Annotated in this window: 16 protein-coding genes; 5 read left to right on the top strand and 11 right to left on the bottom strand. The window is 60.5% G+C overall.

All coding sequences use genetic code 11. The features are described 5' to 3' along the window. Positions 1-307 precede the first annotated feature (307 nt). Both D8U82_RS17165 and D8U82_RS17170 read left to right on the top strand, forming a co-directional pair. Complete coding sequence (locus D8U82_RS17165; RefSeq protein WP_130902598.1) at positions 308-1192, top strand: sugar nucleotide-binding protein; 885 nt, start codon at positions 308-310, stop codon at positions 1190-1192. Further along, positions 1185-2117 carry an NAD-dependent epimerase/dehydratase family protein gene (locus D8U82_RS17170; RefSeq protein ID WP_130902599.1) on the top strand — a complete coding sequence of 311 codons (933 nt, stop codon included), beginning with the start codon at positions 1185-1187 and terminating at the stop codon, positions 2115-2117. Before D8U82_RS17165 ends, D8U82_RS17170 begins: the two co-directional genes overlap by 8 nt. A gap of 358 nt (positions 2118-2475) precedes the next feature. On the opposite strand, the gene D8U82_RS17175 is transcribed toward D8U82_RS17170, so the two are convergent. The 8 genes from D8U82_RS17175 to D8U82_RS28510 form a co-directional block, all read right to left on the bottom strand. After that, a complete protein-coding gene (locus D8U82_RS17175; protein ID WP_024014503.1) occupies positions 2476-3174 on the bottom strand; it encodes an OmpW family outer membrane protein in 699 nt (232 codons plus the stop codon). Between the two features lie 218 nt (positions 3175-3392). Next, entirely contained in the window at positions 3393-3911 is a 519-nt protein-coding gene (locus D8U82_RS17180) for a DUF3299 domain-containing protein (protein WP_024014502.1), read from the bottom strand. Positions 3912-3922: 11 nt separating this feature from the next. Beyond that, positions 3923-5188 (bottom strand): ABC transporter permease, encoded by a 1266-nt coding sequence (locus D8U82_RS17185; RefSeq protein ID WP_071173729.1) that lies wholly within the window; start codon positions 5186-5188, stop codon positions 3923-3925. Between the two features lies 1 nt (position 5189). Beyond that, positions 5190-5900 carry an ABC transporter ATP-binding protein gene (locus tag D8U82_RS17190; RefSeq protein ID WP_038861205.1) on the bottom strand — a complete coding sequence of 237 codons (711 nt, stop codon included), beginning with the start codon at positions 5898-5900 and terminating at the stop codon, positions 5190-5192. 139 nt (positions 5901-6039) lie between these two features. Further along, positions 6040-6633, bottom strand: a complete 594-nt coding sequence (locus D8U82_RS17195) for a DUF2796 domain-containing protein (protein ID WP_056790744.1) — start codon at positions 6631-6633, stop codon at positions 6040-6042. A gap of 155 nt (positions 6634-6788) precedes the next feature. After that, positions 6789-7355 carry a hypothetical protein gene (locus D8U82_RS17200; protein WP_123443245.1) on the bottom strand — a complete coding sequence of 189 codons (567 nt, stop codon included), beginning with the start codon at positions 7353-7355 and terminating at the stop codon, positions 6789-6791. Next, positions 7352-8299, bottom strand: a complete 948-nt coding sequence (locus tag D8U82_RS17205) for a CHAP domain-containing protein (protein WP_016772974.1) — start codon at positions 8297-8299, stop codon at positions 7352-7354. Before D8U82_RS17205 ends, D8U82_RS17200 begins: the two co-directional genes overlap by 4 nt. After that, on the bottom strand, positions 8296-8877 hold the full coding sequence (locus D8U82_RS28510) for a PAAR domain-containing protein (protein WP_223631308.1): 582 nt from the start codon (positions 8875-8877) through the stop codon (positions 8296-8298). Before D8U82_RS28510 ends, D8U82_RS17205 begins: the two co-directional genes overlap by 4 nt. Before the next feature lie 136 nt (positions 8878-9013). Between D8U82_RS28510 and D8U82_RS17220 the strand changes: the two genes are divergently transcribed. After that, the gene (locus tag D8U82_RS17220; protein WP_130902600.1) at positions 9014-9373 is read left to right on the top strand and encodes a hypothetical protein; all 360 of its coding nucleotides are present in this window, start codon (positions 9014-9016) and stop codon (positions 9371-9373) included. Positions 9374-9377: 4 nt separating this feature from the next. Here D8U82_RS17220 and trxA read toward each other — a convergent pair whose 3' ends face one another. From trxA to D8U82_RS17240, 3 genes are all read right to left on the bottom strand, one after another. After that, positions 9378-10250 (bottom strand): thioredoxin, encoded by an 873-nt coding sequence (gene trxA, locus D8U82_RS17225; RefSeq protein WP_130902601.1) that lies wholly within the window; start codon positions 10248-10250, stop codon positions 9378-9380. A gap of 181 nt (positions 10251-10431) precedes the next feature. Continuing rightward, positions 10432-11088 carry a 50S ribosomal protein L11 methyltransferase gene (locus D8U82_RS17235; protein ID WP_130902602.1) on the bottom strand — a complete coding sequence of 219 codons (657 nt, stop codon included), beginning with the start codon at positions 11086-11088 and terminating at the stop codon, positions 10432-10434. Beyond that, positions 11085-11549 carry a YbaY family lipoprotein gene (locus D8U82_RS17240; protein WP_071173724.1) on the bottom strand — a complete coding sequence of 155 codons (465 nt, stop codon included), beginning with the start codon at positions 11547-11549 and terminating at the stop codon, positions 11085-11087. Before D8U82_RS17240 ends, D8U82_RS17235 begins: the two co-directional genes overlap by 4 nt. A 128-nt stretch (positions 11550-11677) precedes the next feature. Here D8U82_RS17240 and nrdR point away from each other — a divergent pair, with 128 nt between their 5' ends. After that, the gene (nrdR, locus tag D8U82_RS17245) at positions 11678-12142 is read left to right on the top strand and encodes a transcriptional regulator NrdR (RefSeq protein WP_177434144.1); all 465 of its coding nucleotides are present in this window, start codon (positions 11678-11680) and stop codon (positions 12140-12142) included. Further along, positions 12139-13272, top strand: a complete 1134-nt coding sequence (gene ribD / locus D8U82_RS17250) for a bifunctional diaminohydroxyphosphoribosylaminopyrimidine deaminase/5-amino-6-(5-phosphoribosylamino)uracil reductase RibD (protein WP_130902603.1) — start codon at positions 12139-12141, stop codon at positions 13270-13272. Before nrdR ends, ribD begins: the two co-directional genes overlap by 4 nt. The last annotated feature ends 14 nt before the right edge of the window (positions 13273-13286 follow it).

The following is a 13286-nucleotide window of genomic DNA, read 5'->3' on the forward strand; positions in this document are numbered from 1 at the left end:
ATTCATGACTGAAGTTATGCGGGCGCGGGCGGGAAGATGCAAGTACCGCTGGGGATCTCAGAGACAGTCAGGCCCTTATCGTCGGCAAGCCAACTCCCACAGGATTCATGCCTGGCACAAAACTGTGGGAGCTGGCTTGCCAGCGATGAGGCCGGTTGCCTCAATACAAATCCCCGCATCTACACTTTACGGATGACGGTTGCGCACTAAACCCGCAAAATGCAACGATTCCGGCAATTATCGACGACGGTTCCACGAGAACCGTCGCTAAAGCCATCGTTCCAATCAGACTGGGCCTGCTGACTCTATGCGAATGCGCCTTATGTTACTGGGCGGCGGAAATGCCCTTGGGCAGGCGCTGATTCGCCTCGGTGCGGAAGAAGACATCGGTTTCCTCGCCCCCCGCCCGCCCGAAAACGGCTGGGATGCCGCGAGCCTCACCCAACTGCTCGACGACACCCGTCCCGATGCGTTGATCAACCTCGCCTACTATTTCGACTGGTTCCAGGCCGAGAGCGTCAGCGAAAGCCGCATGACCGGCCAGGAACGCGCCATCGAGCGTCTGGCCGAACTGTGCCAGCACCACAACATTGTCCTCGTGCAGCCGTCTAGCTATCGCGTGTTCGACGGCTCGCGGGCCACGGCCTACAGCGAGAAAGACGAACCGGTGCCGCTGGGCCTGCGCGGTCAGGCCTTGTGGCGCATCGAGCAAAGCGTGCGCGCGACCTGCCCGCAACATGTACTGCTGCGTTTCGGCTGGCTGCTCGACGACAGCCCGGACGGCACCCTCGGGCGCTTCCTCGCCCGTGCGGAACAACCCGAAGAGTTGCTGCTGGCCGATGATCGGCGCGGCAATCCGACTCCGGTCGATGACGCCGCGCGAGTGATCATCTCCGTGCTCAAGCAACTCGACTGCGCCGCGCCGCTGTGGGGCACTTACCATTACGCCGGCCACGAAGCGACCACACCGCTGGCGCTGGGCCAGGCGATTCTCACCGAAGCACGCAGCCTGCATCCGCTGGCGATCGAAGCACCGACCGCGCAGGCCCACGCCGCGCGCCCGGACGCCGCCGAAGAACCGCAACACGCGGTGCTGGCCTGCAAGAAAATTCTCCACACTTTCGGGATCAAGCCGCGCGCCTGGCGTGCCGCGCTCCCGGGTCTACTGGACAGGTTTTACCGACATGGCTGAAGCAACGGTTCTAATCACCGGCGGAGCAGGATTCATCGGCTCGCACCTGACCGACGCCTTGCTCGCCAAGGGCTATGCGGTACGCGTGCTCGACGATTTGTCGACCGGCAAGCGCAGCAACCTGCCGCTGGACAATCCCAAGGTCGAACTGGTGGTCGGCGATGTCGCCGATGCCGCTTTGGTCGCCCGCGCCATGCAAGGTTGCAACGCTGTCGCGCATCTGGCGGCCGTGGCTTCGGTGCAGGCCTCGGTGGACGATCCGGTGAAAACCCACCAGAGCAATTTCATTGGCACCCTGAATGTCTGCGAAGCCATGCGCCTGGCCGGGGTCAAACGTGTGGTGTACGCCTCCAGCGCGGCGGTGTACGGCAACAATGGCGAGGGCGAGTCGATTGATGAAGACACGCCAAAAGCGCCGCTGACACCCTATGCCTCGGACAAACTGGCCGGTGAGCAGTACTTCGATTTCTACCGTCGCCAGCATGGCCTGGAACCGGCAATTTTTCGCTTCTTCAACATCTTCGGCCCACGCCAGGATCCGTCCTCGCCGTATTCCGGGGTGATCAGCATTTTCAGCGAGCGCGCCTCGAAGGGTTTGCCGATCACCGTGTTTGGCGATGGCGAGCAGACTCGCGATTTCCTCTATGTCGGTGATCTGGTCGATTTGCTGGTGCAGGCGCTGGAAAAGCCTGATGTACAGGAAGGCGCGGTCAATGTTGGCTGGAATCAGGCGATGAGCCTGAAGCAGATGCTCGAAGCGTTGAAATCGGTAATCGGTGAGTTGCCGCCCGTGAGTTACGGGCCGGCGCGTTCGGGTGATATCCGCCATTCGCGAGCCGATAACCGGCGTTTGCAGCAGCGCTTCGAAATGCCGCCGCAGACGCCGATGAGTGTGGGCTTGGCGCGCTTGCTGGGGCGCTCCTGAGAAGCCCCTCACCCTAGCCCTCTCCCAGGGGAGAGGGAACTGACTGAGGTGTTTGTAAGAAGTACGCCGACTTGCGATACCCAGTCGAACTCAGGTTTTGAACAACACACAAATCGGCTCCCTCTCCCCCGGGAGAGGGCTGGGGTGAGGGGCCCGGGCCTCCAACGCCCCACATGACTCAGCACCAAATGAAAAAGGCGCCTTTTTCAACAGGCGCCTTTTTCACGGCCGGAATATTGCTATCCCTGTGGCGAGGGAATGTTATCCCCCGATCGACTGCGTACGGTCTTCGTCAGGTCTGTGCCTGCCCGCCACCAAGCCTCATTCACCACCACGTGAACGTTCAAAAAAAATCGACTTAGAACTTATAGCCCAGACCGACCATGTAGATGAACGGATCGACATCCACATTCACCCGTGCACGGGTGCCGGGGGCGACGGCGTTGTTCTCGACGGTCGCGCGGGTGTCGATATCGATGTAGCGCACCTGGGCGTTGAGCATGATGTTGTCGGTGATCATGTAGTCGGCGCCGACCTGCCAGGCCAGGCCCCAGGAGTTTTTCGCCTTGAAGTTGCTGAAGCCGTTGGCGCTGGCTTCGCTGCCGACGTGTTCGTCGTAGATCCAGGTGTAGTTGATGCCACCACCCACATACGGCTGGAAGGCCGATTTCGAATCCAGCGGGTAGTAGACCACGCTGAGGGTCGGCGGCAGGTGTTTCAGGGTGCCGAGCTTGCCGTTGGCGGCGGGCAGGGCGGTGCCCTTGAGCTTGACGTCATGCTCGAACGGCGTGGCTGCCAGCAGTTCGATACCGATGTTGTTGGTGAGCATGTAGGCGAAGTTCAGACCCAGTTGGGTGTCGCTGCTCATGGTCGCCTTGCCGCCCAGATTGGTGCCGCTCAGCGGACCCTGATCGACTTTGACGCTGGAACTGTCGGCCTTCGGGTTGACGGTGATCGCGCCAGCGCGCACGAGAATGTCACCGGCTTCGTGGGCGTGGGCGAGCGGGGCTGCGAGCGCGAGGGCAAACAGCGGGGCGCTGAGCAAGGACTTGTTCATGGGGGCTCCGAAAGGACGTAAAAATTCGATGTCCTAGGGTACGAAGCCGTCTGATACGGTGTTTTGACTCAGCTCAATGAAACAGAAGGGGCGGGGTTTTGTGGAACCTTTGAGGGCCTATTCGCGAGCAGGCTCGCTCCCACCTTGGAATGTGATCACCTGTGGGAGCGAGCCTGCTCGCGAAGACGATAGACCAGCCAATACAAAACTACCGGGAATTACTCCGGCAGTTCATACGCATAAATCTTCTCCGCCTCCATCTGATACCCGGCATCGGCCAGCTCACTGCTCGAGGCTTTCACCTGCAACGGTCCTTCAACCCAATACGGCTGATACAGCTCATCGAGCTTCACGCCCAGTTCGCTTTTCACATGGACGATCTGGTTCGACGGCGGTGGCGGTACGTGGATGCAGGCGCCGAAATACGGCACCAGCAAAAAGTCGGTGGTGCGCCCCTCTTCGCTGACTTCCAGCGGCACGATGTAACCGGGCAGGCGAATGTTCTGTCCGTCGAGGCTCTTCACGACCGGCGCATTCGGCATGTCCTGCTTGGCCGCTGGTGCGGACTCGGCGGAAAGTGCGTCGCCCATCTTCGACAGGTCGTGCAGCGGGGTCATGTTGGGTACTTCCGGCGCGGCGTCCGGCGGGATCATTTCCGACCATGTCAGGTCTTTCGGCGCCGCCGCCCACACGGGCAGGGCGACCAGCATCAGCAGCGCAAGCAGGGCGCGGGGCATGGTGAACATCCTCATAAACGGATCGACAGGCCATCGGCCAGGGATTGGCGATACGCGCGCCAGGCCGGCACGCTGCCCATCAGCAGCGCGGCCGCCAGAATGCCACCGAGCAGCGTCCATTCATACTCGCTCGGCCATGCCAGCGGCAGGTACAAACCGTAATTGGCCTGCACGTAACCTTGCGCAGCGGCGATGCCGATGTACAGCAATGCCAGTCCCGCGATGACTCCGGTCAGCGCTAACGCAAAGGCTTCCAGCACCAGCAGGCTTGCGATGTGCCACGGCCGCGCCCCCACTGAACGCAGAATCGCCATCTCGCGGCGACGTTCGTTGAGGCTGGTGAGAATCGCCGTGAGCATGCCGATCAGCCCCGTCAGCACAACGAACAGCGAGACGACGAACAAGGCTTTCTCGGCCGTACTCATCAGGCTCCACAATTCCTGCAAGGCCACGCCCGGCAGGATCGCCAGCATCGGTTCGCCACGGTACTCGTTGATCTCGCGCTGCAAGGCGAAGGTGGAAATCTTGCTGTTGAGGCCGAGCATGAACGCGGTGATCGCTTGCGGGGTCAGGTCCATGTTGCGCGCCTGATCAGCGCTGATCCGCCCGTTGCCGCGCGCCGGCACACCGTTGTGCCAGTCGATGTGAATCGCCTCCATGCCGCCGAGGCTGATGTGCAGCGTGCGGTCCACCGGGGTGCCGGTACGCTGGAGGATGCCGACTACGGTGAAGGGTTTGTCGTCGTGCTTGACCAGGCTGATCGCCGCCACGCCGTGGGCCAGTACCAGTTTGTCGCCGAGCTTGTAGTGCAGCGCTTCGGCGACTTCGGCACCGAGCACCACTTCGAAAGGATCGGTGGCAAACGCGCGACCGTCGGCCAGCGCCAGGTGTTGCTGGCGCCCGTACTGGTAGTGCTCGAAGTAGGCTTCGGTGGTGCCCATCACGCGATAGCCGCGATGGGAATCGCCGAGGGACATGGGGATTGCCCACTTCACTTTCGGGTTGTTGGCGAAGTGTTCAAAGCTGTCCCAACGGATGTTGTTGGTAGCGTTGCCGATGCGGAACACCGAATACAGCAGCAGGTTTACCGACCCCGAACGAGCACCGACGATCAGGTCAGTGCCGCTGATGGTGCTGGCGAAACTGGCCTTGGCTTCGGTGCGCACGCGCTCGACGGCGAGCAGCAGGCACACCGACAGGGCAATGGCGAAAGCGGTGAGCAGTGCGGTGAAGCGGCGGTTGGCCAAGCTGGCCATGGCCAGACGAAACAGATACATCTCAGACCTCGGCGGACGTGGCGGCGCGATTGAGTTCGGCCAGGGACAGATGACGGTCGAACAGCGGCGCCAGGCTCTGGTCGTGGCTGACGAACAACAGACTCGATCCGGCCTCGCGGCACTCGGCAAACAGCAGGCGAATGAAGTTCTCGCGGGCGTCGTAATCCAGTGCCGAGGTCGGTTCGTCGGCGATCACCAGTTCCGGTTGGCCGATCAACGCACGGGCGGCGGCGACCCGTTGTTGCTGGCCGATGGACAAGGAATCGGCGCGGCGACTGAGCAGGCTTTCATCCTTCAGACCCAAGTGCGCGAGCAGGGTGGCGGCGGCCTGATCGACGCTGCCGTGGCGCTGTTTCGCCCGTTGCGCACGCAGTTTCGAGAAGTGACACGGCAGCTCAACGTTCTCGCGCACCGAGAGAAACGGCAGCAGATTGAATTGCTGGAAAATGTAGCCGGTGTGATCGACACGAAACGTATCGCGCTTGCCGGCAGACAGTTCGGTCAGCTCCTGGCCGAGCAGGCGAATGCTGCCGCGACCGGGCTTCTGCACTCCGCCGAGCAGGCCGAGCAGGGTGGTCTTGCCGCTGCCGCTGGGGCCTTTGAGAAACAGGGTTTCGCCGGCTTCCAGACGAAACGCCGGGATGTCCAGCAGCGGCGGGTGACCGGGCCAGTTGAAGCCAAGGTCGGAAAGTTCGATGAGTGCTTGGGTCATGGCACCGATTTTCATGAAGTGAACACATAACCCTGTGGGAGCGAGCCTGCTCGCGAAAGCGCTGGGTCAGACACCCACATGTCAGCTGACACGCCGCCTTCGCGAGCAGGCTCGCTCCCACAGGGGATTTCGGTGGATCCTAGAATTTCAGCGCAGCCGACTTGGCCGTCACTTCGGTACCTTGCTGGCCGGTCGCGCTGATCAGTTGTACCTGAATCTTCTGCGTCGCCGGGAAGGTCTTGAAGATGTTCGTCAGGTTCAGCGTGCTCAGCGCGCCCGGTGTGGCGCAGCTGAATTGGTAATGTGCATGGATTTCGCTGTGGTCGTGGTGATGCTCGTGACCGTCCTTGTCCGCTTCATCTTCGTCGTGATCATCGGCGTCCGGCTTGTCGCCGAACAGCGGGCTTTCCAGTTCCTGGCTGACCACCTTGCAACCGGCCGCAGCGGGCAGGCTGAACAGGGCCAATGGTTTTTCCAACTGCGCACGAGCGGCAGCGACTTTGGCCTTGTCGGCATCGGACGTGGCGGCGTGTTCAAAACCGACCAGATTCATCGCCGGGCTTTCCAACTCCAGCTCCAGGGTCTGACCGTCGAGCGCGGCGTTCAGCCGACCCACGCCATGTTCGTGAGCGCCGAGGCTGCCGTGCTCATGATCGTGATCGTGCTCATCAACCGCATGGGCAGCGGCCAGCGGCAACAGGGCAAACGGCAAAGCGAGCAACAGACGACGCATGACGGACTCCGAGAAAAATGAAAAGTTTGTTATGTAATCTTATAACGAAAGTCCGCAGAGTGTGCCCGTGCGCTTGAGATTGCGCAAGACATGGCTAAGCACCGCCCGGGATGAGTTCGCGGGCGGTGCTGGGATTGGATGTCATGCTTGCAGAATCAGAAGCCTGCGCCGGGATAGTCGAACCAATAGTGTCCCGAAAGAACATCGTTGATCAGATTTGCGTCGAGCACATTCGGGGCATCGCGACTGAAACGCTGTCGCCAAGCCGGAAGCCACCAGTAGTTGATGGCTGTTCCGCGCGGAAATACCACCAGAGTCAGCACCTCCTTATCCATTTTGCCCTGCGTGTAGAGTTGATGACTGCGATCCATCAGGGCCATGTACTGGTCGATTGGCAGTCTGAACATAAGTGCCATGGTGAAGATTTTTTCACTCTGACTGAACGCCGGACTCTGCAGTACCCGCAATGCTTCGCAAGTGTGTGAATTCGGTTGACTCGCTATGCTCTGGCCTTCGGGGGTTGAAAGTATGTCGAAACGATCATCCATGTCTCGCCAGTCGGTCCGGTTATTGCGCTCAAAGTAATCACGAATAACAAGGGTCAGTGGACCTGCAGTTTCCCCGTCAGCGGGACAAGCCGAAAGATCGGCAGGCAACCAGATGCGCCATGCCACGATGAGCAAAAACGGAATTATGAGGAGGAGCGAATAAGGGCGTTTCATTGTGGCGTGCTGTGTTTATAGCGTCGGAAAATAGTGAAGTCATGGTCGCTGGGATTTGCATTACCGGTCGCATGGCGAAAACCTGCGTCGTTAACTTCAACTTTTTCCCACCCTGCAGAAATGCATACGCCCTTCGTTAGAACGAAGCCGACATGGCCGCTGGCGTCGGAATAATTCATTGCGTAAGCGCCGACGTCCCCGGGCAACGGCGTGCGCTCGACTTTCCAGCTATTGAGCAATCGTTGTCCATTCGCCCATTCACCCGCAAGCGGAGGACTAACCTTGGAGAAATATGGCAGGTATTTCGATTTGCCATGTTCAATCAACGCCACGTTGACCCCAATTGCGGTCAGCACGTCGTAGACGAACAGATTGCATTTATTTGTGTTTGGTGGAAATTCCACGCTCTGCCTGAGAGTAGGGTGTGGCAGCGACTTTTTGCTTTTATTCCCTGCCCACTGTGTTGATCCCCGGTGTGACAGCGCCTCCATCAGTATCCTGCGCGGCATGTCCTGAATGACGACTTTCACCGTTCGGGTTTCATTTGTACGTTTCACACCATATTCGACTTCGTAGAACGCGTCGTTCGAGACAGCGCCGCTGGTCGTTAGCGGGACTTTTACCCACGGTGATATCGCTATGATCGAAAGAGACTTCCCTGGATTCAACGTAGCAGTGTGCATACCTTTTTTTGTACCGGAGTTCCCCACAATCTGAACTGTCACTTCGTGGGTGTCTCGGGTTTTGATCGACGGTAGTTCCTTGCCCGCGAGCGTTATAGCGATCTGGCCGTTTTTGGACATCAATGAATAAATGCGAGGCCTGTCATCGTTTTGAACGATGTTGTCATCTACGACCTGACCGTCGATAAGCAGCTGAAATTTTACGCCTGGCGGTGGCTGCATCAGAAAGTCTTTAAAGATGAGTTTGATTTCCGATTTCATGACAAATCCTGTGTCAGGGGCTCTTCATAGGCATAGAAAGTCCATTCGGAATCTTCCCCTACCAACAGGGTGTCGTAATCCGAAGCGTTTTTTACCGGGTGTTCGCAGCCTTCGCCTGTGAGGTTGCAAGTGCTGTCTTGTAAAACGGCAACCTTCGCTTTGTCCTTGAGTTTGTAAGCCAAACCTGGCTTTTCCGTGTCATCGAGGCGTTCGATGATGACCTGCAAGTAGCGATAAGAGGTCAGGGCAGCAATCGGTGGCCCCATGTCAATTGGAGCGGGCCGGCCAATTCCTGCAAAACCACTGTGTTGCTGAGTGAGCAGCTTATTGATCATGGGCGGACAACCGCAGGCGACGTAGTCACCCTCTAGCGCAGCTGGTCCGGCAGGTAAAATCAGCGTTCTTTCACCCACTGCTACGATGGGGCCTTTGCCAGGCCCACAGACCGGACAACTGGCGAGTTGTCCAATGGAAGCGATTATTCTTCCTTCGATATTGAGGTTCTCATTTCCTTCAAGTATCACGCCACCTGTAGAGGTCGGGCCTCCTTTAGAGGCCAGTTTTCGTCCTGAAGACATTGGGAATCCTTCCCGCAAAAAAGAGATTAATTTAGCCGATTAACCGGGAATTACCAGATGTGTTTGGCGCCCTTTACTTGGCGTTGCACAAGTCCCGTGGGAGCATGCAGGTCAGAAAAATGCAGGAGCGAACTCGATGTTGCGGATACGCGGAACGGTCGGCGAGGTGCCGGTGGATTTGACGGTGGAGCTGGATGACAGCGATTGGGCGAGGCTGGGTTCCGCGCTAAGCGGGCAGGCGCCGATTGCGCAGTCTGAGGCGGTTGCGTCCGCCCCGGCGGCAAAGCCCGTGAATCAGGATGATGCGCTGTGGCAGGTGGCCAAAGACGTGTTGCGCAACGCCGGGCAACTTAGCGGGCCGGATCTGCTCGATCAGTTGGAGGCGCTCACCGGCAGTGCGGCAGCGGGCAAGCGTTTGCTCGTGCGTTTGCGCCACAGTGCCGATGTGAAAGTGGCGAGCGGCGGGGATACGCCGCTCTATAGCTGGATCGGGTGAGGCCTTAATACAGCGCCGCAAACACTTTGCGACGGTAAGCCGTCACCAACGGATGATCATTGCCCAGCAGCTCGAACACCTGCAGCAAGGTCTTGTGCGGCAAGCCTTCGCCGTAGCTGCGGTTGCGGATGAATAGCTTCAGCAGGGCGTCCAGTGCCGCTTCGTATTGCTGGCGCGCCAGTTGCTGGATCGCCAGTTGGTACACCGCTTCATCATCCTGCGGATTTTGCGCCAGGCGGCTTTTCAGGTCGGCGGCGTCCGGCAGGTCGCGGGCGAGGCCGAGGAACTGGATCTGCGCCTTGGCCCCGGCGAGTGCGGCTTTGTGCTCATCGCTCTTGACCGCGTCGAGCACAGTTTGCGCTTCGCCCAGCTCACCGCGCTCGGTCAGGCAGCGTGCGTAGAGGATCAGCGCCCTGGCGTTGGTATTGTCTTCATTGAGCAGGGTCACCAGCACCGCTTCCGCCTCGGCGAAGTGACCTTCGTCGAACATCGCTTGGGCCTGTTCGAACGGGTCGGCAGCAGCCGGTGGCGGCATCTGCACATGCGGTTCGAGCAGGGCGCGCACGGCGGATTCCGGTTGTGCCCCGGCAAAGCCATCGACCGGCTGACCGTCCTTGAACAGCACCACGGTCGGCAGGCTGCGGATGCCGAAGCGGGCAACGATGTCCTGCTCGATGTCGCAGTTGACCTTGGCCAGCAGCAGCTCGCCCTGATAGCTCTCGGCAATGCCTTGCAACATCGGCATCAACGCCTTGCACGGCGCACACCATTCGGCCCAGAAATCCACCAGCACCGGTTTGTTGAAGGAGGCTTCGATCACCGACTGGTCGAAATCGGCAGTCGTGGCGTCGAAGATGTACGGCGTTTGCTGACTCATGGGGGATCTCGTCAAAGCGTGGATGGGCTCACTATAAAGCTTCGCGAGGGGCTGCTGAAAGCTGTAACACTGATCGTTCCCATGCTCCGCGTGGGAATGCCTCCGGTGACGCTCTGCGTTACGCCGTACGAAGGGACGCGGAGCGTCCCGGGCTGCATTCCCACGCAGAGCGTGGGAACGATCATGCGCGGGTGGCGTGGTAAAGGCTCACATGCCGAAACTCTTCCGGCTCGGCCAGATCCGGCAAGGTCATCGCCTCGAGCACTTCGATTCGCTCATACAACGGATGACGAAAATCCCGCACCCGTGAATCCGCCACCAGCGCTTCGCGTCCGCGAGTGAGAAACGCGTCGAGCAGCGGCAGGTTGGCCCGGTCATACAACACGTCCGCCACCAGAATCAGATCGAAGCGATCGGCCTCGGCAAAGAAATCCGTCGAATAACTCATCTGCACATCGTTGAGCTCGGCGTTCGCCTTGCACGCGGCGATCGCCAACGGATCGAGATCGCAGGCCACCACTTCCAGCGCCCCGGCCTTCACCGCCGCGATGCCGGCGATCCCGGAACCGGCGCCGAAATCCAGCACGCGCTTGCCGCGCACCCACTCTGGAAACTGTGCCAGATAACGCGCCACGGCCAAGCCGCTGGCCCAGCAAAAACTCCAATACGGCGGTTCATGCAGGATCCGCTGGGTTTCTTCCTGGCTGAATTCGCGGGCCATGTTGTCGCCGTCGATCAACCACAGCTGCAAATCAGTGCCCGGCAACGCACAGGCTTTCAGTCTGGCGTCGCCGAGCAATTCCCCCAAGGCCTGTCGCAGGTCGAGCGGTGCTGTCATGGCGCTTTGACGAATTGCAGCTGGCCCAAAGCCTGAGTGGTCGGTTGAGTGATGGTCTGCGACGGCAGGTGCAGAATCAGTTGTCCGGACTGGCTGGCGCGACCGCGCAGCTCAACCCGTGCGCCGGCCGGAAATGCCTCGGGGTTGAAGCGCAGATGAAACGGCAGGATCTGGTTGTTGCCGATCAGGCTGGAACTGGCGAGCAATTGTTGCGGGCGATCCTTTTCATCAATCACCAGCAGCGCCAACTCGACTTCGGCGCCGGTTGGCACGCCTTGCAGGGTGCCGCTCAATTCGCGCTGATGCGCTGGCAGCGGGCCGAGTTCGGCGGCCTCTTTGGCTTTTTTCTGCGCCTGTTGCGGCGCGGGGCCCGGCGTCGGCGGTTGCGGCTTGGGTGCGTCGCTGCCACAGGCCACCAGCAGGCTGAAAAGACTGAGCAGAACGAGCGGACGTAACGGCATTGGAGGCTCCGGCAGAATGAATTCCATGGATCAGACGATCATGCCGTTCTGTATACCGCAAAGCCTATGGCTTGTCTTGCCACGGGGATGCGCTACCATGGCCCTCCCATTTTTTGTTGCCAGCCACCATGCACTGTCCCTTCTGCGGTGCCAACGACACCAAGGTCATCGACTCGCGTCTGGTCGCCGAGGGCGAACAGGTGCGCCGTCGGCGTGAATGCCTGGCCTGCGGCGAACGTTTCACGACGTTCGAGACGGCCGAACTGGTGTTGCCGCGCCTGATCAAAACCGACGGCAGCCGCCAACCGTTCGACGAAGAAAAACTCCGCGCCGGCATACAACGCGCGCTGGAGAAACGTCCGGTCAGCGTCGAGCGCCTCGAATCCTCTCTGGTCCATATCAAGCACAAGCTGCGCGCCACCGGCGAACGCGAGGTCAAATCCCTCGTGGTCGGCGAGCTGGTGATGGCCGAGCTGCAAAAGCTTGATGAAGTCGCCTATATCCGTTTTGCCTCGGTGTACAAGCGCTTCCAGGACCTCAATGAATTCCGCGAAGAGATCGACCGCCTCGCCCGCGAACCGGTGAAAGAATGACCACCGCCGCCGAGCAGGCGATCCTCGACGCCCATTTCATGGCCCGCGCACTGGAACTGGCGCGCAAGGGCCACTACACCACCCATCCCAATCCGCGAGTCGGTTGCGTGGTGGTGCGTGACGGCCAGATTGTCGGCGAAGGCTGGCATGAGCGCGCCGGCGAACCCCATGCTGAAGTCCACGCCCTGCGCGCCGCTGGCGAGCAGGCCCGGGGCGCGACGGCTTATGTGACCCTCGAACCTTGCAGCCACCACGGGCGCACGCCGCCGTGTGCCGATGCCTTGGTGACCGCTGGCGTTGCCCGGGTCGTGGCGGCGATGCGTGATCCCAATCCGCAGGTCGCCGGGCGCGGTTTGCAGCGCTTGGCTGATGCCGGTATCGCCACTGAAAGCGGGGTGCTGGAAGCAGAAGCACGCAAGCTCAATCAAGGTTTTCTGAAACGCATGGAACACGGCTTGCCGTTTGTGCGGGTCAAGTTGGCCATGAGCCTCGACGGGCGCACGGCGATGGAAAGCGGCGAGAGCCAGTGGATCACCGGCCCGGCGGCGCGTTCAGCGGTACAGCGTTTGCGCGCTGAGGCGGCGGTGGTGCTGACCGGCGCCGATACGGTGCTGGCCGACGGCGCGCGGTTGACCGTGCGCGCGGACGAACTCGGTCTCGACAGCGAGCAAACCGCGCTGGCCGTGAGTCGCCCGCCATTGCGCGTGTTGATCGATGGCCGCCTGCGGGTGCCGCTGGATGCGCCGTTCTTCAAGGCCGGGCCGGCGCTGGTCGCCACCTGTGTCGCGGTCGAGGAGCAATATGCCAATGGCCCGGAATGCCTGATCGTGCCGGGTGATGACGGCCAGGTCGATCTGCATCAATTGCTCATCGAACTGGCCAGTCGTGGCACCAATGAGGTGCTGGTCGAGGCCGGGCCGCGTCTGGCCGGCGCCTTTGCGCAACTGGGGCTGGTCGACGAATTCGTGATCTTCATTGCCGGCAAATTCCTCGGCTCCACGGCGCGTCCGCTGCTCGACTGGCCGCTGGCGCAGATGAAAGATGCGCCGGAACTGAAAATCACTGAAATCCGCGCGGTGGGCGATGACTGGCGAGTCACTGCGATCCCTGTCCCTTCGGCCCGCGTATAATTCCCGGCCATTGC

Source organism: Pseudomonas sp. Sample_23 (assembly GCF_004307595.1).
Taxonomy (GTDB): Bacteria; Pseudomonadota; Gammaproteobacteria; order Pseudomonadales; family Pseudomonadaceae; genus Aquipseudomonas; species Aquipseudomonas atacamensis.

Bases quoted from the DNA above. Each gene is read 5' to 3' on its own strand.
- D8U82_RS17165 (WP_130902598.1), top strand. From the start codon at position 308: ATGCGAATGCGCCTTATGTTACTGGGCGGCGGAAATGCCCTTGGGCAG.
- ribD (WP_130902603.1), top strand. From the start codon at position 12,139: ATGACCACCGCCGCCGAGCAGGCGATCCTCGACGCCCATTTCATGGCC.
- D8U82_RS17195 (WP_056790744.1), bottom strand. From the start codon at position 6,633: ATGCGTCGTCTGTTGCTCGCTTTGCCGTTTGCCCTGTTGCCGCTGGCC.
- D8U82_RS17190 (WP_038861205.1), bottom strand. From the start codon at position 5,900: ATGACCCAAGCACTCATCGAACTTTCCGACCTTGGCTTCAACTGGCCC.
- D8U82_RS28510 (WP_223631308.1), bottom strand. From the start codon at position 8,877: ATGTCTTCAGGACGAAAACTGGCCTCTAAAGGAGGCCCGACCTCTACA.
- D8U82_RS17175 (WP_024014503.1), bottom strand. From the start codon at position 3,174: ATGAACAAGTCCTTGCTCAGCGCCCCGCTGTTTGCCCTCGCGCTCGCA.
- D8U82_RS17205 (WP_016772974.1), bottom strand. From the start codon at position 8,299: ATGAAATCGGAAATCAAACTCATCTTTAAAGACTTTCTGATGCAGCCA.
- nrdR (WP_177434144.1), top strand. From the start codon at position 11,678: ATGCACTGTCCCTTCTGCGGTGCCAACGACACCAAGGTCATCGACTCG.
- D8U82_RS17235 (WP_130902602.1), bottom strand. From the start codon at position 11,088: ATGACAGCACCGCTCGACCTGCGACAGGCCTTGGGGGAATTGCTCGGC.
- D8U82_RS17170 (WP_130902599.1), top strand. From the start codon at position 1,185: ATGGCTGAAGCAACGGTTCTAATCACCGGCGGAGCAGGATTCATCGGC.
- trxA (WP_130902601.1), bottom strand. From the start codon at position 10,250: ATGAGTCAGCAAACGCCGTACATCTTCGACGCCACGACTGCCGATTTC.
- D8U82_RS17240 (WP_071173724.1), bottom strand. From the start codon at position 11,549: ATGCCGTTACGTCCGCTCGTTCTGCTCAGTCTTTTCAGCCTGCTGGTG.
- D8U82_RS17180 (WP_024014502.1), bottom strand. From the start codon at position 3,911: ATGCCCCGCGCCCTGCTTGCGCTGCTGATGCTGGTCGCCCTGCCCGTG.
- D8U82_RS17200 (WP_123443245.1), bottom strand. From the start codon at position 7,355: ATGAAACGCCCTTATTCGCTCCTCCTCATAATTCCGTTTTTGCTCATC.
- D8U82_RS17185 (WP_071173729.1), bottom strand. From the start codon at position 5,188: ATGTATCTGTTTCGTCTGGCCATGGCCAGCTTGGCCAACCGCCGCTTC.
- D8U82_RS17220 (WP_130902600.1), top strand. From the start codon at position 9,014: ATGTTGCGGATACGCGGAACGGTCGGCGAGGTGCCGGTGGATTTGACG.